Source organism: Roseomonas marmotae (assembly GCF_017654485.1).
GTDB classification, from domain to species: domain Bacteria; phylum Pseudomonadota; class Alphaproteobacteria; order Acetobacterales; family Acetobacteraceae; genus Pseudoroseomonas; species Pseudoroseomonas marmotae.
This window is the reverse complement of record NZ_CP061091.1, coordinates 1,139,029-1,161,573: the sequence shown is the minus strand read 5'-3', so window position 1 is coordinate 1,161,573 and position 22,545 is coordinate 1,139,029. Positions and strand designations below refer to the sequence as shown.

Here is a 22,545-nt window from a genome sequence, read left to right as displayed (position 1 = left end):
CACCCTGGCGAGGTTCAGGGGGCGGCAGCCCCCCCGCCTGGCCTCAGGCCCCGTTCGCCACCGCCTCCGCCAGCGCGCGGCCCACATCCTCAGTGCCCGCCTGTCCGCCCAGGTCGCGCGTACGCGGCCCGCCCTCAGCCAGCAGCTTCTCGATGGCGCGCAGGACAGCGTCGGCAGCCTCCTTCTCGCCCAGGTGTTCCAGCATCATGGCGCCGGACCAGATCTGGCCGATCGGGTTGCAGATATGCTTGCCGGCAATGTCGGGCGCCGAGCCGTGCACCGGCTCGAACATGCTCGGGTGCTTCTTCTCCGGGTTGATGTTGGCGGAAGGCGCGATGCCGATGGAGCCCGCCACCGCCGGCCCGAGGTCGGAGAGGATGTCGCCGAAGAGGTTGGAGCCGACCACCACATCGAACCAGTCCGGATGCTGCACGAAATGCGCGCAGAGGATGTCGATATGGAACTGGTCCGTGGCGATGCCCGGGTAGTTCTTCGCCATCTCCGCGAAGCGCTCGTCCCAGTAGGGCATGGTGAAGGTGATGCCGTTGGACTTGGTGGCGCTGGTCACCTTCTTGCGCGGGCGCGTCTGCGCCAGCTCGAAGGCGTATTTCAGCACGCGGTCCACGCCATGGCGGGTGAAGACGCTGTCCTGGGTAACGAATTCGCGCTCCGTCCCCGGGAACATCCGGCCGCCGGAAGAGGAATATTCGCCCTCCGTATTCTCGCGCACCACGTAGAAGTCGATATCGGCCGGGCCACGGTTGGCCAGCGGGGACTTCGTCCCGGGCATCAGCTTGCAGGGGCGCAGGCTGATATACTGGTCGAAGCCACGGCGGATCGGGATCAGCAGGCCCCAGAGGGAGATATGGTCCGGCACCCCCGGCCAGCCGACGGCGCCGAGGAAGATGCTGTCGCTCTGCGCCAGCTGCTCCAGCCCGTCCTCCGGCATCATGCGGCCGGTCTTCTGGTAGGTCTCGCAGGACCAGTCATAGTGATCGAGCTTCAGCTCGAAGCCGAAGCGGCGGGCGGCGGCGTCCAGCACGCGCAGGCCCTCGGGCACCGTTTCCTTGCCGATGCCATCGCCGGGCACCACGGCGATGCGATGGATACGGGACATGGGCGCGAACCTCCTCGCTGCTGTTCCCCCGCTTCTACCCTCAGTCGCGCGGGGCAGCCAGATGGCCCCGCCTCAGCCCTTCGCGGCCTCGCGGTCCAGCAGGGCACGCTTGCGCTCCACGCCCCAGCGATAGCCGGAGAGGCCGCCATCCCCGCGCACCACCCGATGGCAGGGGATAGCGACCGCCAGGGCGTTGGCGGCGCAGGCCGAGGCGACGGCGCGGGCGGCGCCGGGCTGGCCGAGGCTGGCGGCGACCCCGGCATAGCTGGCGGTGCTGCCGGGCGGGATCTGCCGCAGCGCCTGCCAGACCCGCTGCTGGAAGGCCGTGCCGCGCAGGTCCAGCGGCAGGTCCAGCCCGGTGCCGGGCGCCTCCACGAAGCCCACCACCCGCGCCACCAGCGACTCGAACTCCGCATCGCCACCGATCAGCTCGGCGCGGGGGAAGCGGTCCTGCAGGTCGCGCAGCAGCGCCTCCGGGTCGTCGCCCAGCAGGATGGCGCAGAGGCCCCGCTCGCTGCGGGCCACCAGGATGCTGCCCAGGCTGCATTCGCCGATGGCGAAGCGGATGGCGGCATCGGCGCCGCCGGCGCGCCAGGCGGTGGGAGTCATGCCCAGCAGCGCATCGGCGGCCTCGTAGACCCGGCTGTTGGAACCATAGCCGGCGGCATAGATCGCCTCCGTCACCGTGCGCGCGGCGGGCAGTTCCTCGCGCAGCCGCCGGGCCCGGCCGGCGGCGAAGAAGGCGCCGGGCGTCAGGCCGGTGACGGCGCGGAAGAGGCGGTGGAAATGCGAGGGGCTGAGGCCGAGGGACTGCGCCAGTTCCGGCACATCCGGCATCTCCTCCGCCGCCTCCAGTGCCCGGCAGGCCTGGGCCACCAGCGCCGCCTGCCGCTGCCGCAGCGGCGGCTGGTCCGGCTGGCAACGGCGGCAGGGGCGGAAGCCGGCGGCCTCGGCCTCGGCCGGGGTTGCGTGGAAGCGCACCTGGGCCGGGCTGGGACGCCGCGCGGCGCAGGACGGGCGGCAATAGACCCCCGTGCTTCGCACCGAGTAGTAGAAGCTTCCATCCGCCGAGGCATCGCGCGCCAGCAACCGGGCCCAGCGCGGGTCCTGCTCGGTCGGCGGGGGAAGGATCGGGGCAGCCTGTGTCGTGCTCATGCGGCGAATCTGGCTTATAGCCGGTGCCGCCGCACTCCGCCGCCTGCTTTCAAACCGCCACGAGTTGCGCGGCCTGCGATGCCGCCTGCTGGCCGCTGGCCGTCAGGCGATAGACGCCACGCTCCACCCGCTCGAACCAGCCATAGACATTACGCAGCAGGATGCGCCCGGCCTCCGGCTCCAGCGCCCGCAGCTCGCGCGTGGTCCTCGGCCCCTCCCGCAGCGCCAAGGCGCAGGCCAGGGCCTGCTGGCGATAGGCGGTCATGATGGGCTGGCGCGTGCTGCCGCCGGGCATGGGGTCGCCGCGCCGCCGGCCATGCTCCCGCAGCAGCAGGGCGCGGCGGCGCAGGTTGCGGCGCGGGCGATAGGGCGCGGGCTCGGCCAGCACCTCCACGCCGCGCCCGCCGGCATCCACCGCCAGCAGCCCGAAGCCCAGCAGCCGGCAAAGCCGCTGCGCGCGGCTGTCCCGGTCCCGCCCCCGGCGGGTGGCGCGCACGGCCAGCCAGACCTCATCGGCCATGGCCAGCCGGTCCACCCCCTGCAGCAGCAGGTCCAGCGTCAGGCCCATCTTCAACTCGGTGATGATGAGGAAGGGCGGCTCCCCCGGCCGCAGGGCGACGATGTCGCAGCCGCAGACCTCGCCCTTGGCCTCATAGCCCAGCGATTCCAGATGCGCCTTCACCGCCGCGTAGAGCGAGGTCTCGGGCGCGCGCCCGCGCGCCGGCATCAGCGGGGCGCGATGGGGCCGTGGATCAGCGGGATCAGCAGATCCTGCACGCCGCTGCTGGCGATCTGCACGCCGATGCACAGCAGCAGGAAGGCCATCAGGCGGTTCACCACCCGCGCGCCGTCCCGCCCGAGCATGGCGATCAGCCGGTCGGCCGAGCTGTACGTGATCCAGACGATGCCGGCCATCGCCACCGCCGCCGCCGTCACGCCGATGAAGAAGGCCCAGACCCCTTCCCCCGCGACGGGGCGGGCGGAACCCAGGGCGATGGCCACGGCGATGCTGCCGGGGCCGGTGGTGAAAGGCAGGGTGAGCGGGAAGAAGGCGACATCCTCGGCCTCGCCCGCCGGGGCGGCCTGGCGCTCCTTCCGCGCCTCCTGCTCCTCCGGCGCCGTGAGCAGCCGCCAGGCCGTGATCGCCACGACCAGCCCGCCCGCGACGCGCAGCGCGCCGAGCGAGATGCCAAAGAAGTTCAGCACGTAGGAGCCGCCCCAGAGCGAGACCAGCAGCACGATCAGCGAATAGAAGCTGACGCGCCGGGCCAGCTTCGTCCGCTCCTTCAGGTGCCGGTCCTCCATCACCTGATGGAAGATCAGCGCCCCGCTCAACGGATTGACGATGGAGAAGAGGGCTGGGAAGGCCAGCAGGAAAGCCGTGGCGACGGAGGCCGAGGCATGGAGTTCCGGGATCATGGCACGATCATAGGCCAATCACGCGGCGGCGGCGCCAGTCATCTCTGGCGTGGCGGCATGCGGCTTAGCGCTCTGGTGGAGCCGGGGGTGGCGCCCTAGTTTGCGCGCCCCCTTCGAAGGAACAGAATCTCATGGCAGCGCTGGCGCTCGGCATCATTGGTTTCGGGATCATGGGGGAGAGGCTGCTGCGCCAGGCCCTGCCGCATCCGGCCTTCCGCCTCTCCGGCATCTGGGACCCCTCGCCCGCCGCCGCCGCCCGCCTGGCGGCCGCCGATCCTGAGCTGCGGATGGCGGCGGATGCGGAAGCCGTGATCGCGGGCTGCGACACGCTCTATGTCGCGGCGCCGCCAGCCGCGCATATCCCGCTGGCCCGCGCCGCGCTGAAGGCCGGCAAGGCCGTTCTGCTGGAGAAGCCCCTGGCCACCGACCCCGTGGAGGCCGCCGCCTTCGTGGCGGAGGCCGAGGCCATGGGTGCCCGCGCGGCGGTGAATTTCCCGATGGCCTCCTCCCCCGCCGTGGCGCAGCTGCGCGCCTGGCGGGAGGAGATCGGCGCGCCGCAGCGGCTGGAGATCGAGACGCATTTCGCGCGCTGGCCGCGTGGCTGGCAGCAAGACGCGGCCAGCTGGCTCTCCCGCCGCGCCGAGGGCGGCTTCACGCGGGAGGTTGTCTCGCATTTCCTCTTCCTGACGCGCCGGCAGCTCGGGCCGCTGGAACTGATCTCGGCGAAGCCTGAATATCCGGCTGGCGACCTGGCCGAGACCGGCATCGCGGCCGAGCTGACCGCCGGCGGCATCCCGTTGCGCCTGACCGGCAGCGTCGGGCGCATCGCCGAGGATGAGGCCAATGCCTGGACCCTGACCGCCGCGCGGGGCGCCATCCGCCTGCGCAACTGGTCCCTGGCGGAGCGGTTGGGCGATGACGGCCAGTGGCATATGGCGCCCGACGCCATCCCGAATGAGCGGATGCGGCCGATGACGCTGCGCGGGCAGATGGACAAGCTGGCCGCCATGACGCGCGGCGAGCCCCATGCGCTGGCCACGCTGCGCGAGGCGCTGGAGGTTCAGACGGTGGTGGAGGCCATGCTGGCGGGCTGAGCCGACAGCCCCGCACAAGCCTGCGAGCTTCTTGCATCCCGCGCATCCCGCCGGGCTCCCCGTGTTTTCATGGCAGCGTGTCCTGTGCCGCGCCCCTGAACCGGAGGAAGCCCGATGGCCCCGCAGAACGCATCCCCCGACGGCTCAGGCGATTCCGGCGAACCCAGGCTGCGCCGCGCCGTCGGCCTGCCCCTCCTGATGCTCTACGGCCTCGGCAGCATGCTGGGCGCCGGCATCTACGGGCTGGTCGGGGTGGCGGCGCAGGAACTGGGCAGCGCCATCTGGGTCGCCTTCCTGGTCAGCATGGTGGCGGCTCTGCTGACCGGCATGTCCTATGCCACCGTCGCCAGCCGCTACCCGCGCGCCGGCGGCGCCGCCTATGTGACGCAGCGCGCCTACCGCAGCCCGATGCTGGCCTATCTGGTCGGGCTGGCGGTGGCCTGTTCCGGCCTCACCTCCATCGCCACCCAGGCCAATGTGGTGGCGCGCAACCTGCAGGCCGGCTTCGGCTGGGAAGGCGTGCCCGTGGCGCTGCTGGCCACGGGCTTCCTGCTGGTGCTGACGGGCATCCTGCTGCGCGGCATCCGCGAATCCATGTGGGCCAACGCGGCCTGCACGGTGGTGGAAGCCTCCGGCCTGCTGCTGATCATCGCCGTGGGCCTGCCCTACTGGGGCCAGGCCAACCTGCTGGAATGGCCCGAGGCCGCGCCGGGCGCGGAGACCACCGGCACCACCCTGCTGGTGCTGCAGGGCGCGGTGCTGACCTTCTTCTCCTTCATCGGATTCGAGGACACGCTGAACGTGGCGGAGGAGGTGCGCGAGCCCGAGCGCACCATGCCGATGGCGCTGATAGGGGCCATGCTGATCGCCACCGGCATCTACATGGCCGTCTGCATCACCGCCGTCTCCGTCGTGCCCTGGCGGGAACTGGCGGATTCGGCCGCGCCGCTGGCCGAGGTCATGAAGCGCGCGGCGCCGTGGTTCCCGCCCATCGGCTTCATCGCCATCACCATCTTCGCCGTCGCCAATACGGCGCTGGTGAATTACGTCATGGCCTCCCGCCTGCTCTATGGCATGGCGCGGCAGGGATTGCTGCCGGCGGTGCTGGGCCGCGTGCACCGCAAGCGGCACACGCCCTACATGGCCATCGCCGCGCTCTTCGTGATCGTGCTGCTGCTGGCGATGGTAGGTGATATCACCGCCCTCGCCTCCTCCACCGTGCTGCTGCTCCTGTTCGTCTTCACCATCGTCAATGGCGCGCTGATCATCCTGAAGCGCCGCCCGGACGAGCCGCGCGGGCGCTTCGAGGTGCCGGTGGTGGTGCCGGCGCTGGGCGCGCTGGTCTGCCTCTCCCTGATCGTGGTGCGCGTCACCACGGGCGGGCTGGCCGCCACCCTGCTCTCCGGCGGGCTGCTGGTGGCGATCCTGCTGCTCTATGCCGTCACCAGCCGCTCGCGTGGCAAGGAGATGGAGGATTTCGTCTCGGGCGACCCGCTCTCCTGAATCAGCCGGCCTCGCCATGGCGGTCGAAGATCGGCAGGCCGCCACGGAAGGTCAGGTCGGCCTGGGTCTCCAGGATCTCCTCCGGCGCGATGGAGAGCAGGTCGCGCGAGAAGACCGTGATATCCGCCTGCATGCCCGGCAGCAGCGTGCCGCGATCGCCCTCGGCGAATTGCGAATAGGCGCCGCACCAGGTGTAGCAATGCAGCGCCTGCTCCGGCGTCAGCGCCTCCGAGGCGCCCAGCACGGTGCCCCGGCTCGTCCGCCGCGTGACCATGGTGTAGAGATTCGGGAAGGGGTTCACCGTGCAGACCGGACTGTCCGAGGAGGCGGAGGGATGATGCCCTTCGTCCAGCCAGGTCCGCATGGGATAGGCGTGCTCGGCGCGTTCCAGGCCCAGATTCTTCACGTAGAGGTCGCCGAACTCATACATGAAGAGCGGCTGCGGCACCGGCAGGATGCCATGGCGCAGCATGCGGCGGCGCTGATCCGTGTTGAGGAAGCCGCAATGCTCGATGCGGTGCCGCCGTCCCGCGATGGGCGCATCCGCGCTGTCGGCCTGTTCCATCGCCACCAGCACCTGCTCGATGGCGGCATCGCCGATGGCGTGGATGTCGAGCTGCCAGCCCTGGCGGTGGTAATGCGCCAGCATCTCCCGCATCGCCGCATCGGGGAAGCAGAAGATGCCGGTGCCGCCGCCCGCGCTCTCCAGATAGGGGTCGAAAAAGGCGGCGGTCAGGCCGCCCGCCGAGCCATCGGCGAAGACCTTCACCGCGCCCCAGGCCAGCAGCGAATCCGCCGTGGCGCCGGCGGCGATGCCGGGGCGCAGCCCTTCCTCCCAGGCCCGCCTGGCGATGCCTTCGGGATTGCCCGCCAGCACCTGCCACATGCGCTGCCGCAGGCGGCCCTCGGCCTCGGCCCGGCGATATGCGCCGATCTCCGCGATGCCTGCGGTCATGCCGATATTCATGTCGCTGGCGCTGGCGAAGCCCAGCGCGGCGAGGTTCCGCCCGGCGGCCTCGATGGCATCGACCATCTGCGCCTCGGAAGGCGGCGGGATGACATCGCGCACCAGCCGCATGGCGCGCTCCTGGAACAGGCCGGTCAGGCGGCCGCCCTTGCGCTCGATGGCGCCGCCATCCGGGTCGGGCGTGTTGTGGCTGACGCCGGCCAGCCGCATGGCCGCCGTATTCGCCACCGCCACATGGCCGCAGGTGCGGACGACGAACACCGGATGGTCCGGCGCGGCGCGGTCCAGCTCCTCCGCCAGCGGATGGCGGCCGATATCCAGCTCGCCATGGTCATAGCCACGGCCCAGGACCCATTGCCCCTTGGGGGTGTCGCGGGCGGCGGCGGCGATGCGCGAGAGCATCTCGTCCAGCGTCCGCACTTCCTCCGCGCGCAGGTTCACCTGGCTCAGCCCGAGGCCGACGGAGAGCAGGTGCATATGCGCCTCGTTCAGCGCCGGCGCCGCGAGGCGCCCGCCGAGATCGATGCGCCGCGTGTCCGCGCCCGCCAGATGCGCCACCTCATCCATGCCACCGGCCGCCAGCACGCGGCCATCCCGCACCGCCAGCGCCTCGGCGCGCTCATGGCCCAGGCCCAGGAAGATCGGGCCGCCGGAGATCAGCAGATCGGCCTTCACGCGCGGAGCCGCTTCGCTGCAGTGACGATGGACATGGCGCTGCCTCCTGATGCTTGCGGTGAAGCTCATCAGCCCCGACCGCAGCCGTCAACCACCTGCCGGACGGGGCCGAGCAAAATCCATGCGCCGGCCGGCGCCATGGGCCATCATCACGCATCCACCGAACTCGGACAGCACAGCGATGAACAGCTATTTCTACGAGCCCCGCGCCGGTCACGGCCTGCCGCACGACCCTTTCAAGGCGATCCTGGCGCCGCGCCCGGTCGGCTGGATCAGCACGATCGATGACCGGGGCCGCGTCAACCTCGCGCCCTACAGCTTCTTCGGCGGCATGAACTCGAATCCGCCGATGATCGGCTTCGCCAGCGAGGGCTACAAGGACAGCGTCCGCAATGCCGAGGCAACGCGGGAATTCGTCTACAACCTCGCCACCCGGCCACTGGCCGAGGCCATGAACCAGACCAGCGCCGCCCTGCCGCATGGGGAGGACGAAATGGCCTTCGCCGGACTGGCCGCGGCACCCAGCCGGATGGTCCGCCCCCCGCGCGTGGCGGCCACGCCGGCCGCGCTGGAATGCAAGGTGGTGCAGATCGTCCGCCTGAACGACGTCGACGGAAAGGTGCTGAACAGCCATCTCATCATCGGGCAGGTGGTCGGGGTGCATATCGACCCCGCCTATCTGAAGGACGGCATCTTCGACACCCTGGCCGCCCAGCCGATCAGCCGCTGCGGCTATCGGGGCGATTACGGCATCCTCGGCGGCATGTTCGAGATGCTGCGACCGGTCGTGACGCCCCCGGCCGGCTGAGGCGCGCCCGCGCATTCGTGCTGATGCGCCCGGCAGTGACGTCCGTATGGTTGCGGGATTCGGGTGAAAACCTGCGGGGTGGCGTGATACGCCAGGCCAGGTCGTGAGTTTCCCGCAGGCCAGCCCATGGAGGACCTAGCGAATGAGTGATGACCTGGAGGATCTGGAGCAGCGGATCCGCGAACGCGCCTACACCCTGTGGGAGGCGGATGGCAGGCCGGAAGGCTCGTCCGACGAATACTGGTATCGCGCCCGGGCGGAGGTCGCGGCCACGGAGCGGTCGGGCAGCCTGGAAGATCAGTTGGCCGATACTTTCCCCGCCAGCGATCCGCTGAGCGTGACGGACCCGGATACCGGTGCGCGCATCCTGCCGGCCCCACCGGAGGACGAGCCCCTGCCCGCCAGATCCGCGACGCTGGAGGAAAGGCCGGAAGCGCCGGTGGACCGGCCGCGCGCTTCCGCCAGAAAGAAATCCGAAGATAGGGCCGCGGCAGCCCCGGCGCCTGCCGCGAAACCCGCGGCCAAGCCGCGCGCGCCGCGCAGGAAGCCGGCGGGCTGAGAAGGATGGCCGGGGGTTTCGCTCCCCCGGCCCGCCGTTTCAGGGCAGCAGCGTGCCTTCCGGCTGCTTGTCGTTGAACACGCCGTCCGCGAAGGCTTCCTCCCAGGTGCCGGAGGTGCTGGCCTTGGAATATTCCGTGGCGCGGCCTTCGAAGAAGTTCATGTGCTCGACCGCGTTCAGGATCTCGTCCAGCCAGGGCAGCGGGTTCTTCTCGGTGCCGTAAAGCGGGTCGAGGCCGAGCTGCTGCAGCCGGCGGTCGGCGATGAAGCGGATGTAGCGCTTCACCTCATCCGCCGTCAGGCCCTGCACGTCGCCCATCTCGAAGGCGAGGTCGATGAAGGCGTCCTCGTGATGCACGATGGTCGAGCAGATGTCGTAGAGATCCTGCCGCAGCTTCTCGGTCCAGATCTCCGGGTTTTCCTGCACGAAGGTGCGGAAGAGGCGGATGACGGAGAGGCAGTGCAGCGTCTCGTCGCGCACCGACCACGTCACGATCTGCCCCATGCCCTTCATCTTGTTGAAGCGCGGGAAGTTTAGCAGGATCGCGAAGGAAGCGAAGAGCTGCAGGCCCTCGGTGAAGGCGCCGAAAGCCGCCAGGGTCTTGGCGATCTCCGTCTTGTTCTCCACCGAGAAGGACTGCATGTAGTCATACTTGTCCTTCATTTCCTGATACTTCAGGAAGGCCTGGTACTCCACCTCCGGCATGCCGATGGTGTCGAGCAGGTGCGAATAGGCGGCGATATGGATCGTCTCGATATTCGAGAAGGCCGAGAGCATCATCAGCACTTCGGTGGGCTTAAACACCTGGCTGTAGTGCTTCATATAGGCGCTGTTCACCTCGACATCTGCCTGGGTGAAGAAGCGGAAGATCTGGGTGACGAGGTTGCGCTCGCCGTCCGTGAGATTGCGCTGCCAGTCCTTCACGTCATCGGCCATCGGAACTTCTTCCGGCAGCCAGTGGACGCGCTGCTGCGTCATCCAGGCGTCATAGGCCCAAGGGTAGCGGAAGGGCTTGTAGACGGGGTTCGATGTCAGCAGGTCGAACTTCTGAGCGTCCTGGTTCTCGGACATGGCGGGTCTCCGGTGAGGGCGCGTCGGGGGAGGAAGGCGATCATAGCGGCGCCGGAGGCGTCCTGTGCGATTAACCTTCCCACACAAGATACGCGAAGCTGTGCGTGGGCGCGCCACTACATCTAGCGGAAGCTTGACGCAACCGCTCGTTTTCGAGTCGCGCAGCCCCGCTTAGCGCCCGCCAGGCTCCAGCCGCAATGCGCCACCTGGAGATAGCATCTCCGTGCCCGCGGCATGCTCCACGCGGACGGACGCGGCATTGCCGGAATCGGCGCCGAGGATCAACACCCTGCCCGTCCATTCCAGCCTGAAGCGTCCGAAATGGCATGCGACATCCATCAAGACGCGCCCCAGCGCGGCCGGCGGCGCCGGATGCAGGAGGATCGCCTCCCGCCGCGGGCTGAAGCCGAGATAGTGGCGTTGCAGCACATCGATGGCGCCGCCCAGTGCCCCCATATGCGCACCCTCCGCCACGGAGGAGGCGCTGGAGGGGTCGTGCTCCGGCTTCAGCATGCCTTCGAAGAGCGACCAGGAGGTCTCGGGGTCCAGCCGCGCCAGCGCCCCGGCGAAGGCGATATGCGAGAGGCTCGATTCATGCGAGGTCCGGGCCAGGTCATGCGCGGCCGTGCGGCGCAGCAGCTCCGGCGTCATGGGATAGCCGAGGCGGTCCATGATCTCCTCCAGCTCGCCATGCGGCAGCAGGAAGGGCAGCATCATGGTATCGGCCTGCTTCAGCAGCTGGTAGTCGTTGGTGCTCTCCCCCAGGCTCTCCAGCACCCAGTCCAGCCGCTCGCCAGGATGCTCCCGGCGGAGCGCCCCGATATCCAGGGGCTTCAGCCGGTCGAAGCCCTCGAAGGGCAGCAGCACGCCATCCTCGCCGAAGGCCAGCCGCAGCCGGCGGCTGATCCGGTCCCAGAGCGCCAGTTCCGCATCCTCCAGCCCCATCTCCTCCCGCAGGGCCTCCCGGCGCCCGCCGGGCAGCATCTCCAGCACCTCCGGCGCGCGGGCCAGGACCCAGGCGGCCATGACATTGGTGAAGCTGCTGTTGGTGATGCCGGGCTCCGCCGCGCCGGGCCAGGCGACGTGATACTCGTCGGGGCCGCAGACGCCGTGGATGTCGTAACGGTCGCTCACCGGGTCGTGCCGCGCAATGCTGCCCCAGAAGCGGGCGATCTCCAGGAAGATCCTGGCTCCATGCGCCGCCAGGAAATCGCGGTCGCCGGTGACCATCAGATGGCGCCAGAGATTGCAGGCGATGACGGCGCCGACATGCCGCTGCAAGCGGGTATGGTCCTCCATCCAACGGCCGGAGAGCATGTTGTACTGGAAGCGCGGCGTCTGCTCCCGTCCATTGCTGGCGCTGCGCCAGGGGAACATGGCGCCGCGATAGCCGTGCTCCCGCGCCTCCTGCCGCGCATCCTCCAGCCGCCGGCAGCGGTAGAGCAGCAGGGCGCGCGCGACCTCCGGGAAGCGGCTGTTGAAGAAGGGCAGGACGAAGGTCTCGTCCCAGAAGATCTGGCCGCGATAGGCCTCCTGCCAGCCGCGCGCCGGGAAACCGGCATCCAGCCCCACCGAATGCGGGGAAGCCGTCTGCAACAGCTGGAAGGCGCGGTAGCGCATGGCCGTGACCAGCTCGGGCCGCTCGGCCGTGATGCCCAGGCGCGCCATCAGCGGCGCCCAGGCGGCGGCATGCGCCTCCTCCAGCGCCGCGAAGCCGGGGGCCTGCCGCAGCAGGGCCAGCGCCTCCCCGGCCGGATCGCCCTCATCCTGGGAGGTGCGGATGGCCACCACCTTCTCGATGCGGGCGGGCTGGCCAGGGGCCACGGCGCAGCGGAACTGCTCGGCGATGGCGGCGACTTCCGGCCCCGCCTGCCGCGCCTCCACCCGGCCCTCCACCAGGAGGGTGCGGGCGGCCACCGCGATAGCGATGCCGGAGCAGCGCGTCCGTGCCCGCAGCAGCAGGCCGGGCTCCGCCAGCTCGCCGGCGATGGCCTCCAGATGCTGGCGGTCGAAGCGGCCGAAGCGGGGCACCCGGTCATTGGCGATGCCGCCATCGATGGCCGAGCGGATCTCGATCCGGCCGGACCAGCCTTCCGGCTCGACCTCCAGCCGCACCGCCGCCAGGTCCGGCTGCGCCATGCTGACGAGACGACGTTCCCGCAGGCGGATCCGTCGCCCCAGCCGGTCCCGCAGCCGCAGGCTGCGGCAGGCGATGCCGCGGTCCAGATCCAGCGCGTGGCGGTAGTCCAGGACCTCGGCATCCGCCAGCGAGAACCAGTCGGCATCGCCTTCCACGCGGAAGGTCAGCAGCATCCCGTCCGGGAGATTGACGAGGGATTCGTTCGAGACCTCCTCGCCCTGGATGACATCGCCCAGCCGGTTGTAGCAGGCGGCGCGATAGGTTCCGGGGTAGTGGACCTCGCCGGTGCGGGTCCAGCAGGCGGCGCCGCGCTGGGTCAGCTTGCCATTGCCGAGGGACAGCAGCGCCTCGCGCCGCCCTTCGTCATGGGGGTCGAGACCGTCGAAGGCGAGATCGGCAGCGTGACACAGGCGGGAGTCCTCAAGCGGCACGCGCGGCATCCCGCAGGGCCGGCACCAGGGCCTCGATCTCCGCACGGTCCGGATAGGCCTGTTGCGAGCCATAGCCGGTGACGGCCCGGTGCGAGGCGGCGGTGGCGAAGAGCGCGGCCTCAAAGGGCGGCATTCCTTCCAGCAGCGCCACGGCCAGCCCGCCGGCGAAGGCATCGCCCGCCCCGGTGCTGTCCACCACCTCCATCGGCACGGGCGGGATATGCGTGGCGCGGCCATCCCGCAGCAGCACGCAGCCGCCGTCGCCCAGCTTCACGAAGGCCAGTTCCACGCCCCGCTCCGCGAACCAGCGCGCGGCGGCGATGGCGGTGCTGACATCCTTCACCGCGATGCCCGTCACGCCCTCCGCCTCATCCGGATTGGGGCTGACGGCGGTGACATGGGCCAGGATATCCGGGTCCACCCGGTCGCTGGGCGAAGGGTCGAGCAGCACGGGCAGGCCGCGCGTCCTGGCGGCCCGCACGGCCTGGGCGACGACAAAACCCGGCACCTCGTGATCCAGGCTCAGCAGGGAGCCCCCGGGCGCGCGGGCGATGGTCCGGGCCACGGCCTCGGCCTCCGGCTCGCCCCAGGCATCATTCGCATTGCCAGCCAGCAGGATGCTCTTCTTGCCGTCCGGCAGCACGGCGATCATCGAGACGGCCGTGGCCACCCCTTCCGCCACCGAGACGCCATCGAGGTCCACCCCCGCCTCCCGCAGCGGCGCCAGGGCCTGCTGGCGCAGGTCGTCATCCCCCACCCTGCCCAGCAGCCAGGCGGGATGGCCGAGGCGGCGGGCCAGGAAGGCGCGGTTGGCCGCCTTGCCGCCGCCCACGCGCAGGAAATCGCTGGCAGGCTGGGTGATGCCGACCGCGGGCGCGCCGGGCACCCGCACCTGGAAATCGGCATTGATGCTGCCCAGTGCGAGAAGAACGGGCTCCGTCATGCTCTGCCGCGGGGGCGATGCAGGGCGGTCCTGGGCCATGAAGGGGAAATCTCCTGGATGGCCAAGCGGCCGTCGCGCCACATTCTGGCTGCGCTGGAGAAATGCCCGAGCCCGGGCAGCGGTTTCTGCCGGGGTAAAAATGCGAAGGGCCGGGACAGGGGTGCATCCCCGTCCCGGCCCTGTCAGGGCTGAAGCGTGCCGGCCTTACTGGCAGGCCAGGCATTCCTCGTAATCGGTGCTGTTCTCGCTGGTCACCCTCTGCGCGCGGGCGGGCACGGTCAGCGGCAGCACGGCTTCCAGGCTGGTGGCCTCCGCCATGCCCAGCTTCGGCTGGGTGGCCACCTTCTCGCTGATGGTATCGGCGCGCTGGATGGAGAGGCTGCGGCAGTAATAGAGCGACTTCACGCCCTTCTTCCAGGCCTGGTAGTGGATCTGGTGCAGGTCGCGCTTATGCACATCGGCCGGCAGGAAGATGTTCACCGACTGGCTCTGGCAGATGAAGGGCGTGCGGTCCGCCGCATGCTCCACCACCCAGCGCTGATCCAGCTCGAAGGCGGTCTTGAAGACGGCCCTCTCCTGCTCCGTCAGGAAGTCCAGGTGCTGCACGCTGCCCTTGTTGACGGTAATCGAGGTCCAGGTGTCCTCGTCATCCCGTCCGTGCTGTGCCAGCACCTTCTTCAGCGACGGATTGCGGACGATGAAGCTGCCGGACAGCGTCTTGTGGTTATAGACATTGGCGGCGATCGGCTCGATGCCCGGCGAGGCGCCGCCGCAGATGATGGAGATCGACGCGGTGGGCGCGATCGCCATCTTGTTCGAGAAACGCTCGTTGAATCCGTATTCGGCGGCATCCGGGCAGGGCCCGCGCTCCTCCGCCAGCACGCGGCTCGCGATATCGGCCTGGGCGCGGATGTGCTTGAACATCCGGGTGTTCCAGACCTTCGCGATCACGCTCTCGAAGGGCACGTTCTGCGACTGCAGGAAGGAGTGGAAGCCCATCACGCCGAGGCCGACGGAACGCTCCCGCATCGCGCTGTATTTGGCGCGCGCCATGCTGTCCGGCGCGGTGTCGATGAAGTTCTGGAGCACGTTGTCCAGGAAGCGCATGACATCCGGGATGAAGTAAGGGTCGTCCTTCCACTCGAACCAGGTCTCAAGGTTGAGGGAGGACAGGCAGCACACCGCCGTCCGCTCCTGGTCATGCTGGTCGCGGCCGGTGGGGAGCATGATCTCGGCGCAGAGGTTGGAGGTCTTGATCTCCAGCCCGGCCAGCTTCTGGTGTTCCGGCCGCGCGTTGTTGGCGTGGTCGGAATAGATGATGTACGGCTCGCCCTGCTCGATCCGCGCCATCAGGATACGGATCCACAGCGCGCGCGCCGAGACCTTGCGCACGATCGCGCCGTCCTTCGGCGAGGTCAGTGCCCATTCCTCATCGGCCTCGACGGCGCGCATGAAGGCATCGGGGATCAGCACGCCGTGGTGCAGGTTCAGCGCCTTGCGGTTGGGGTCGCCGCCGGTGGGGCGCCGCAGGTCGACGAATTCCTCGATCTCCGGATGTGTGACCGGCAGATAGACGGCGGCCGAGCCGCGGCGCAGCGAACCCTGGCTGATCGCCAGAGTCAGGCTGTCCATCACGCGGATGAAGGGGATGATGCCGGAGGTCTTGCCGTTCTGGCCGACCTTCTCGCCGATCGAGCGCAGGTTGCCCCAGTAGGAGCCGATGCCACCGCCCTTGGAGGCCAGCCAGACATTCTCGTTCCAGAGGCCGACGATGCCGTCCAGGCTGTCATTGGCCTCGTTCAGGAAGCAGGAGATCGGCAGGCCGCGCGTGGTGCCGCCATTGGACAGCACCGGGGTGGCCGGCATGAACCAGAGCTTGCTGATATAGTCGTAGATACGCTGCGCATGCGCGGTGTCGTCGCCATAGGCGCTGGCGACGCGCGCGAAGAGATCCTGGTAGGATTCGCCGGGCAGCAGGTAGCGGTCGTCCAGCGTCGCCTTGCCGAAATCGGTCAGCAGTGAATCACGTGTACGGTCCAGGCGTACCTGGCTATGGCCTTCGAGCTGAATGGCATCGAACACGGCGGTGAACCCCTATGGCTTAGCGAATTGCGGGCGCAGATTTGCACCCTCATCTCTCGGCCATCAACACCAGATTTAGTCATGGGATGCATGTCGCCCCCCACAGATAGGGGGTGGACAAGTTTCCTCCACAGCTCAAAAGCCGCGGCTAAAGGCCGAATTTCACAGGTTCTCCACAGCCCTCGGGACAGGGCTGCCACAGCCCCGAAAATTTTTCTAGGCCCCCTTTCCGGCCACGCGGCTCGGCAGCAGGGCCCCCGCCCGCTCCAGCACCGGATAGGCGGCGGCCGCCACCAGATGGCTGTTGATGCGCTTGATATCGCGCAGCAGGTCGAGCCGCAGGGCGCCGGCATCCGCCGCTTCCGCGCCGTGCCGCAGCCGGTCGAGATAGACGCGAGTCGCCGCGCTCTCCATCTGCCGGAAGACCGTCTTCTCCTCGGCCAGCAGATGCGCGGCGCGAGGGTCCTCCGTCATGAACAGGGCGGCGGCGGTGCGCAGGTTGGCGCGCAGCCGGACCAGCAGCGCCCGCAGGTCCCCGATGCCGCCGGATTCGGCCGACGGCCCTTCCTTCCACAAGGCGGCGGCATGCGGCAGCAGAATGCGGCGGGCGACACCCCCGGCCTGGTCCAGCTGCGTCACGAAGGTGATGATTTCCCGCATCCGCCGGTGGTCCGCCTCGTCGAGGGATTCCGTGTCCAGCGCCGCCAGATAGGCGCGGATGGCGCCGGCTAGCCGACCCAGCGCCTCCTCCAATGCCTTGCAGCCCGGTGGCGCACGGCGGGCGCCCAGGGTCTGCTGCGCCGCGGCCAGCAGCTCCTCCAGCAGATCCGCCAGCCGCAGCGCCTCCCGCGCCGCGGCGCCGAGCGCGAGGCCGGGGACGCGCCGCGTGGCCTCATCCAGATACAGCGGCCGCCCGGGATCGGCCGCCGCCGGGCGGTCGGGCAGCCAGCGGCGCAACAACCGGGCATAGGGCGAGAGCAGCGGCAGGAAGAGCAGCGCCAGCACGAGGTTGAAGCCGACATGGAACCAGACCACCGCCAGGCCGGGCTCCCCTGCCCCCACAGTCAGCCAGCCGGCGATCCAGGGCAGGAGTGGCAGGGCCAGCGCCAGCCCCACGAGCCGGTTCAGCAGATTGCCCAGCGGCACCCGCCGCGCCGCCGGGTCATCCCGCCCGCCGCCCTCCACCACCGGGTTGACGGCGCTGCCGAGATTGGCCCCCAGCACCAGTGCCAGCGCGGTCTCCGGCGGCACGATGCCGTGCTGGGCCAGGGACATGATGAGCAGCACCACCGCCACGCTGGAATGGGTGGCCCAGGTCAGCGCCGCCGCCAGCAGCACATCCAGCAGCGGCACGGTGGAGATGATCCGCAGCAGCTCCCGCAGGGCCGGCGCGCTCTCCAGCGGCGCCATCACTGCCATCAGCTGGTGCAGCGCCAGCAGCATCAGCCCCAGGCCGATGGCCGACCGCCCGAGGTCATGCACCACGGAAGCCGGGTCGCGCCGGAACATCAGGAAGCCCAAGAGGATCAGCAGGGGCGAGAGCAGCGCGATATCGAAGGACAGCACCTGCACCACCAGCGTGGTGCCGAGATTGGCGCCCAGCATGACGGCCAGCGCCGGCACCAGCTCCACCACCCCGCCAGCGGCGAAGCCTGCCACCATCAGCCCGGTGGCCGTGCTGCTCTGCAGCGCGGCGGTGACACCGAGGCCGGCCAGCAGCGCCTTGACCCGATTGTTCAGGGCCCGGCCCAGGAGGATGCGCAGGCGCGGCCCGAAGGCCCGCTGCACCCCTGTCTGCACCATCCGCATGCCCCAGAGCAGCAGGGCAATGGCCCCGGCCAGGCTGATGACGACGGTGGTGAAGGACATGCCGCGGGATCTCCTCTCTGGTCAGGCACGGCGGAACTTGCCGGAAAGCATGGACTTTCCCCGGCCGGTTTACGACAGCCAGGTGCCGCATCCGCGAGGGCGGGGCCGGCCATGGCGGGCCGCCCTCCGGCACAAATCTATGGCCCGCCACGCCGAAAGCAGGCAGAACCCGCCCCTGACTTGGCGTAAGACAACCATATGCGACAGTTCCGGTGGCGGCTCGAGGCAGGCCTGGTTCGCCTGCTGCTCGGCTTTTCCCATGCCCTCGGCCCCATCCGTGCTTCCAACCTGGGCGGCGCCGTCGCCCGGACCATCGGGCCCTGGCTCCCCGTCTCCCGCATCGGCCTCCGGAATCTGGAACTGGCCTTCCCCGGGCGCGATGCCGCCTGGCGGGCGGCCACGCTCCGCGATTCCTGGGAGAACCTGGGGCGCACGGTCATGGAACTGCCGCATGTGGGCCAGCTGCCGCAGAACAGCGGGGAAGGCCCGGGCTGGGAGGTCGTGGGCGCCGGGAATCTGCCCAGGGGCGGCCGCGCGATCCTGGTCTCGGCGCATCTGGCGAACTGGGAAGTGCTGCCCCGCGCCGGGGCCCTGGCGGGGCTGCGGATGGGTGGCTTCTACCGGGCGCCGGACAATCCTTATGTCGCCGAGTTGCTGCGCGGCCTCCGGGGCACGGAGCAGGAACTGGCCCTCTTCCCCAAGGGCTCGGCGGGGGCGCGGCAGGCGCTGAAGCATCTTTCCGGCGGCGGAGCACTGGGGCTGCTGGCAGACCAGAAGCTGAACGAGGGGCTGGAGCTGCCCTTCTTCGGGCAACCGGCCATGACCACCTCGGCCCCGGCCGAGTTGGCCCTGCGCTTCCAGTGCCCGCTGATCCCGGTACAGGTCACGCGCCTCGGGCCCTGCCGCTTCCGCATCCTGGTGGAACCGCCGCTGGTGCCGCCCGGGAGCGGCGACCGCCACGCCGATATCCGTGCCCTGACCCTGGCGGTGAATCAGCGGATCGAAGCCTGGCTGCGGGAGAGGCCGGGGGAATGGCTCTGGCTGCACCGCCGCTTACCCAAATCCGCCTATCGGGGCAGCACCACCGGCAGGAGCTAGACGGCGGCCGACGAGAGCCGGCCCGATGGGTGCTGAGCGCGCCTCAGATGCGCCAAGGCGCTGGGCCTCATCGGCCCGGCGGATGGCAGACAATCGCTAGAATCCCGGATGCAGCTATGGCGGCCCGACAGCCCAGGTGTCCGGTGCCACTGCCATTCGGCTGCATATAGGGTGCCAGATGCCAATTAATGTGGACGTCCATTCTAGAATGCGTATTCTAGAAAAATGGTCCGGACAGCACGCTTCTCGGCAGGGCACTTCATCGACGCAGCCATAGCCCTCGTCGCAGAAGGCGGGCCAAGCGCCGCCACCATGCAAGCCGTTGCACGGCGGGTCGGTGCACCGACCGGCTCAATCTACCACCGCTTCGAGTCCCGGTCGGCCATTCTCGCCGCTGCCTGGAACCTCAGCTACGGCTCCCTTGCCCAGGTGCTGACGCCGCTCCTGCACGCCGGGCGGCCGCGCGAAGCCGCGCTGGCACTCCTACCCTGGGCAGGTGAGGACAGGCACCGCGCCCGTTTCCTTCTGCTGCACGAGCCCGTCTCTCTGTTCGAGGACACGCCTCCCCCCGAGCCGCTCCGGCTGGAAATGGAGCGGCTGGAAGGCGGGATGGACCAGGCGTTCCGCGCCTGCATCGCCCGGACTGGCGATGGATTGATCCGGGAGGAAGACCTGGCGCGCGCCAAGTTCCTGATCTTTGACGCGCCCATCGCGATCCTCCGCCCCCATCTTACAACAGACAGCGTCATCCCACCCTTTGCCGGACAGATGATTGCCGAACTGCACGCGGGAGTGCCGTTTGTCGGTGCGGGCATCCGCGCCGATGGCACGCAAGCGGCCTGAGCACCTATCCCACAGAGCGTTTCAGAACGAACATGAACGACATCGTCGACGACCGGCGGATCAAGCTGCATTCGCCTGAGGACTTCGCTGGCATGCGCGCGGCAGGAAGGCTCGCGGCAGAAACCTTGGACATGATCACCGCGCATGTGCGTGAGGGCGTCACCACCGCGGAACTCGACCGGCTGTGCCACGAGTTCATCATGGGCCATGGCGCCGTCCCGGCTTCTCTGGGATACCAGGGCTACACCCACGCGACCTGCATCTCGCTGAACCATGTCGTCTGCCATGGCTTTCCGGGGAATCGGGTGCTGATGGAAGGGGATATCCTCAACATCGACCTCGCCGTTATCGTCGATGGATGGCACGGGGACAGCAGCCGCATGTTCACGGTCGGCAGGATCCCTACCCGTGCGGGCCGGCTGATCGAGGTCACGTATGAGGCGATGATGCGCGGCATCGCAGCCATACGGCCCGGCGCAACCCTGGGCGACATCGGCTTCGCAATCCAGAGCCATGTGGAGGCTGCGCGTTTCAGCGTGGTGCGGGATTTCTGCGGCCACGGTCTCGGACGCATGTACCATGATGCGCCCGACGTCCTGAACTATGGCCAGAAAGGCAAAGGCCTCGAGCTCCGCCCTGGCATGTTCCTGACGGTGGAGCCCATGATCAATGCCGGCCGGTCCGACGTGAAGGTGCTGAGCGACGGCTGGACGGCCGTGACCCGCGACCGTAGCCTTTCCGCGCAATTCGAGCACAGCATTGGCGTGACCGGGAGCGGTTGCGAGATCTTCACCCTGTCCCCTGCTGGCTTCACCAAGCCCCCATACACAAGGGGGTAGCAAGCGACAGGCCCGGGCCGCCTCGCACCAAGCTCTACGCTGGCCTGGAAGCTGCCGTTCCGCTTCCCGCCGGCGTCCACCGCAACAGATGCACGGACAAAGATGGGACGTCGGAATGGGAAAAGCCCGACATCTCCGCCAGGCTTTTCGATAAGATCCTGATTTTACCTAGGAAAGACTGGCGCCTCCGCAGAAATTCAAACTCCCGCCCCCAGATTCGTGGGTTGACGGCCGGAGTGCCTCTGTGGCCCTCACGAAGAGCAATCGAGGAACATCAACGACTTCCGCCGGAACCCCGCTCTGGAAATTGCCTCGGGGCCGACCCGCCAGCCTTATCAGGCGTCCTCTCAGGCGGCCTTGGCCGCTGCCCGCGCGGCGAGCTTCTCTTCCTCGGTCCAGATTTTGCGCTCGCGCTTTTCCTGCGGCTTGATCGCCTTGACCGGCCCACCGCCCAGCACGGGTGGGCGCATGGTCGAGTTCCGCGCCGCTTCCGAATGCCATGGGTGATCGGCCTGCACGGTCAGGGCGCGACCGATTTCCCGCTCCACATCCCGCAGCCAGGCACGCTGCTCGGCATCGCAGAGCGTGATGGCGAAGCCGCTGCGCCCCGCCCGACCGGTGCGGCCGATGCGGTGGACATAGCTTTCCGGCAGGCTTGGCAGGTCATGGTTAAAGACATGGGTCACGGTATCGACGTCGATGCCGCGTGCTGCGATATCCGTCGCCACCAGGACCTGCACGGCCCCGGTGCGGAAGGCGTCCAGCGCGCGTTCCCGCTGGCCCTGCGACTTGTTGCCGTGCAGGGCCTCGGCCGTGATGCCCGCCTCGGTGATGAAGGCGCAGACTTCGTTGGCGATGTTCTTCTGCAGCGTGAAAACCACAGCCTGGCCGATTTCCGGCCTCCGCAACTGCGCCAGCAGCGCCGCCTTCTTGTTGGCCGCATCGACGAACATGACCGACTGCTCGATCCGGTCGACGGTGGTCGAGGGCGGGGCGATCTCGACCCTCACCGGATCGCGCAGCAGGCTTTCGGCCAGAGCGGCGATGGATTTCGGCATCGTTGCCGAGAACAGCAGCGTCTGCCGGTCCTTCGGCAGGGTCGCCACGATGCGCTCGATCGGCTTGGCGAAGCCCATGTCGAGCATCTGGTCAGCCTCATCCAGCACCAGCGCCTCAAGCTGCGACAGGTCGCAGAGGCCCTGGTTGATCAGGTCCAGCAACCGCCCTGGCGTGGCCACGATGATGTCGGCACCGGTCCTGAGCGCATTGACCTGGTGGAACTGACTGACGCCGCCGAAGATCGTCGTCACGCTGGGCCGCAGATGGCGGCCGAAGCCCTCGAAGCCGTCGGCGATCTGAGAGACCAGTTCGCGCGTGGGCGCCAGGACCAGGACGCGGGCACCGCCTCTGGGTGCCGGTCGGGGAGCCATGGCAAGGCGATGCAGCAGCGGCAACGCGAAGGCGGCGGTCTTACCTGTGCCGGTCTGGGCCATGCCCAGCAGGTCGCGGCCCTCCAGCAGCATCGGGATTGATTGGGCCTGGATAGGGGTGGGACTGGCATACCCTTCCTCGGCCAGGGCGCGCAGCAGGGGCGGCGCCAGGGAGAGGTCGGCGAAGGTCATGGGCATGGTCAAGCGGCGCCTCCGGCGCTGGATAAGGCTGCGCCTAATCGGGCTTCGCTGGTTTGGAGGACGGGCTTTTACGAGTGATGCTGCACTGCGTCAACGCGGAGAAGAGGGGCAGCGAGGTGGTTCCTCTCCTCACCCGCTGCCGCCACAAACCCTACCCGCTGAACCACCGCGCTTATCGTCGGGGCAGACTGTTCGGCCTCATGAAGGAGTGGCCGGGATTACGGCAGGCTACGACCGCCTCGCCCGGAACTTCCTCTCCGCCATCGCGCTCGTGGCAACCGCTTGTTTCTGGATCACCTGA

Annotated in this window: 18 protein-coding genes; 7 read left to right on the top strand and 11 right to left on the bottom strand. The window is 69.1% G+C overall.

Translation table 11 applies throughout. The features are described 5' to 3' along the window. Positions 1–43: 43 nt before the first annotated feature. The 4 genes from IAI58_RS05505 to IAI58_RS05490 form a co-directional block, all read right to left on the bottom strand. On the bottom strand, positions 44–1,117 hold the full coding sequence (locus IAI58_RS05505; RefSeq protein ID WP_207445217.1) for a tartrate dehydrogenase: 1,074 nt from the start codon (positions 1,115–1,117) through the stop codon (positions 44–46). Between the two features lie 72 nt (positions 1,118–1,189). Next, entirely contained in the window at positions 1,190–2,272 is a 1,083-nt protein-coding gene (ada, locus tag IAI58_RS05500; RefSeq protein ID WP_207445218.1) for a bifunctional DNA-binding transcriptional regulator/O6-methylguanine-DNA methyltransferase Ada, read from the bottom strand. A gap of 49 nt (positions 2,273–2,321) precedes the next feature. Continuing rightward, on the bottom strand, positions 2,322–2,999 hold the full coding sequence (locus IAI58_RS05495; RefSeq protein ID WP_207445219.1) for a DUF2161 family putative PD-(D/E)XK-type phosphodiesterase: 678 nt from the start codon (positions 2,997–2,999) through the stop codon (positions 2,322–2,324). Next, on the bottom strand, positions 2,999–3,691 hold the full coding sequence (locus IAI58_RS05490; RefSeq protein WP_207445220.1) for a MarC family protein: 693 nt from the start codon (positions 3,689–3,691) through the stop codon (positions 2,999–3,001). The genes IAI58_RS05495 and IAI58_RS05490 overlap by 1 nt, the downstream gene beginning before the upstream one ends. Positions 3,692–3,822: 131 nt before the next feature. Here IAI58_RS05490 and IAI58_RS05485 point away from each other — a divergent pair, with 131 nt between their 5' ends. Then, the gene (locus tag IAI58_RS05485; RefSeq protein WP_207445221.1) at positions 3,823–4,785 is read left to right on the top strand and encodes a Gfo/Idh/MocA family protein; all 963 of its coding nucleotides are present in this window, start codon (positions 3,823–3,825) and stop codon (positions 4,783–4,785) included. Between the two features lie 114 nt (positions 4,786–4,899). Continuing rightward, positions 4,900–6,288 (top strand): APC family permease, encoded by a 1,389-nt coding sequence (locus IAI58_RS05480; RefSeq protein ID WP_208776032.1) that lies wholly within the window; start codon positions 4,900–4,902, stop codon positions 6,286–6,288. Position 6,289: 1 nt separating this feature from the next. Here the strand turns inward: IAI58_RS05480 and IAI58_RS05475 are convergent, their stop codons facing one another. Then, complete coding sequence (locus tag IAI58_RS05475; protein ID WP_207445223.1) at positions 6,290–7,930, bottom strand: amidohydrolase; 1,641 nt, start codon at positions 7,928–7,930, stop codon at positions 6,290–6,292. Between the two features lie 181 nt (positions 7,931–8,111). Between IAI58_RS05475 and IAI58_RS05470 the strand changes: the two genes are divergently transcribed. Beyond that, complete coding sequence (locus IAI58_RS05470) at positions 8,112–8,738, top strand: flavin reductase family protein (RefSeq protein WP_207445224.1); 627 nt, start codon at positions 8,112–8,114, stop codon at positions 8,736–8,738. A gap of 142 nt (positions 8,739–8,880) precedes the next feature. Next, positions 8,881–9,297 carry a DUF2934 domain-containing protein gene (locus tag IAI58_RS05465; protein ID WP_207445225.1) on the top strand — a complete coding sequence of 139 codons (417 nt, stop codon included), beginning with the start codon at positions 8,881–8,883 and terminating at the stop codon, positions 9,295–9,297. Between the two features lie 39 nt (positions 9,298–9,336). Here the strand turns inward: IAI58_RS05465 and IAI58_RS05460 are convergent, their stop codons facing one another. The 5 genes from IAI58_RS05460 to IAI58_RS05440 all read right to left on the bottom strand — a co-directional run bounded on the left by IAI58_RS05460 (position 9,337) and on the right by IAI58_RS05440 (position 17,833). Next, positions 9,337–10,368, bottom strand: a complete 1,032-nt coding sequence (locus IAI58_RS05460; protein WP_207445226.1) for a ribonucleotide-diphosphate reductase subunit beta — start codon at positions 10,366–10,368, stop codon at positions 9,337–9,339. 171 nt (positions 10,369–10,539) lie between these two features. Then, positions 10,540–12,939, bottom strand: coding sequence for a glycoside hydrolase family 65 protein (locus IAI58_RS05455; RefSeq protein ID WP_207445227.1), 2,400 nt, complete (start codon positions 12,937–12,939; stop codon positions 10,540–10,542). After that, positions 12,929–13,921, bottom strand: a complete 993-nt coding sequence (locus IAI58_RS05450) for a ribokinase (RefSeq protein WP_207445228.1) — start codon at positions 13,919–13,921, stop codon at positions 12,929–12,931. The genes IAI58_RS05455 and IAI58_RS05450 overlap by 11 nt, the downstream gene beginning before the upstream one ends. Before the next feature lie 165 nt (positions 13,922–14,086). Beyond that, on the bottom strand, positions 14,087–15,964 hold the full coding sequence (locus IAI58_RS05445) for a ribonucleoside-diphosphate reductase subunit alpha (protein WP_208776031.1): 1,878 nt from the start codon (positions 15,962–15,964) through the stop codon (positions 14,087–14,089). 216 nt (positions 15,965–16,180) lie between these two features. Then, the gene (locus IAI58_RS05440) at positions 16,181–17,833 is read right to left on the bottom strand and encodes a Na/Pi cotransporter family protein (protein WP_207445230.1); all 1,653 of its coding nucleotides are present in this window, start codon (positions 17,831–17,833) and stop codon (positions 16,181–16,183) included. 198 nt (positions 17,834–18,031) lie between these two features. Between IAI58_RS05440 and IAI58_RS05435 the strand changes: the two genes are divergently transcribed. The 3 genes from IAI58_RS05435 to map all read left to right on the top strand — a co-directional run bounded on the left by IAI58_RS05435 (position 18,032) and on the right by map (position 20,613). After that, a complete protein-coding gene (locus IAI58_RS05435) occupies positions 18,032–18,931 on the top strand; it encodes an LpxL/LpxP family acyltransferase (RefSeq protein WP_207445231.1) in 900 nt (299 codons plus the stop codon). 225 nt (positions 18,932–19,156) lie between these two features. Continuing rightward, positions 19,157–19,774, top strand: coding sequence for a TetR/AcrR family transcriptional regulator (locus IAI58_RS05430; protein ID WP_207445232.1), 618 nt, complete (start codon positions 19,157–19,159; stop codon positions 19,772–19,774). A gap of 32 nt (positions 19,775–19,806) precedes the next feature. Next, a complete protein-coding gene (map, locus tag IAI58_RS05425) occupies positions 19,807–20,613 on the top strand; it encodes a type I methionyl aminopeptidase (protein ID WP_207445233.1) in 807 nt (268 codons plus the stop codon). 347 nt (positions 20,614–20,960) lie between these two features. Here map and IAI58_RS05420 read toward each other — a convergent pair whose 3' ends face one another. Beyond that, a complete protein-coding gene (locus IAI58_RS05420; RefSeq protein WP_207445271.1) occupies positions 20,961–22,241 on the bottom strand; it encodes a DEAD/DEAH box helicase in 1,281 nt (426 codons plus the stop codon). Between the last annotated feature and the right edge of the window lie 304 nt (positions 22,242–22,545).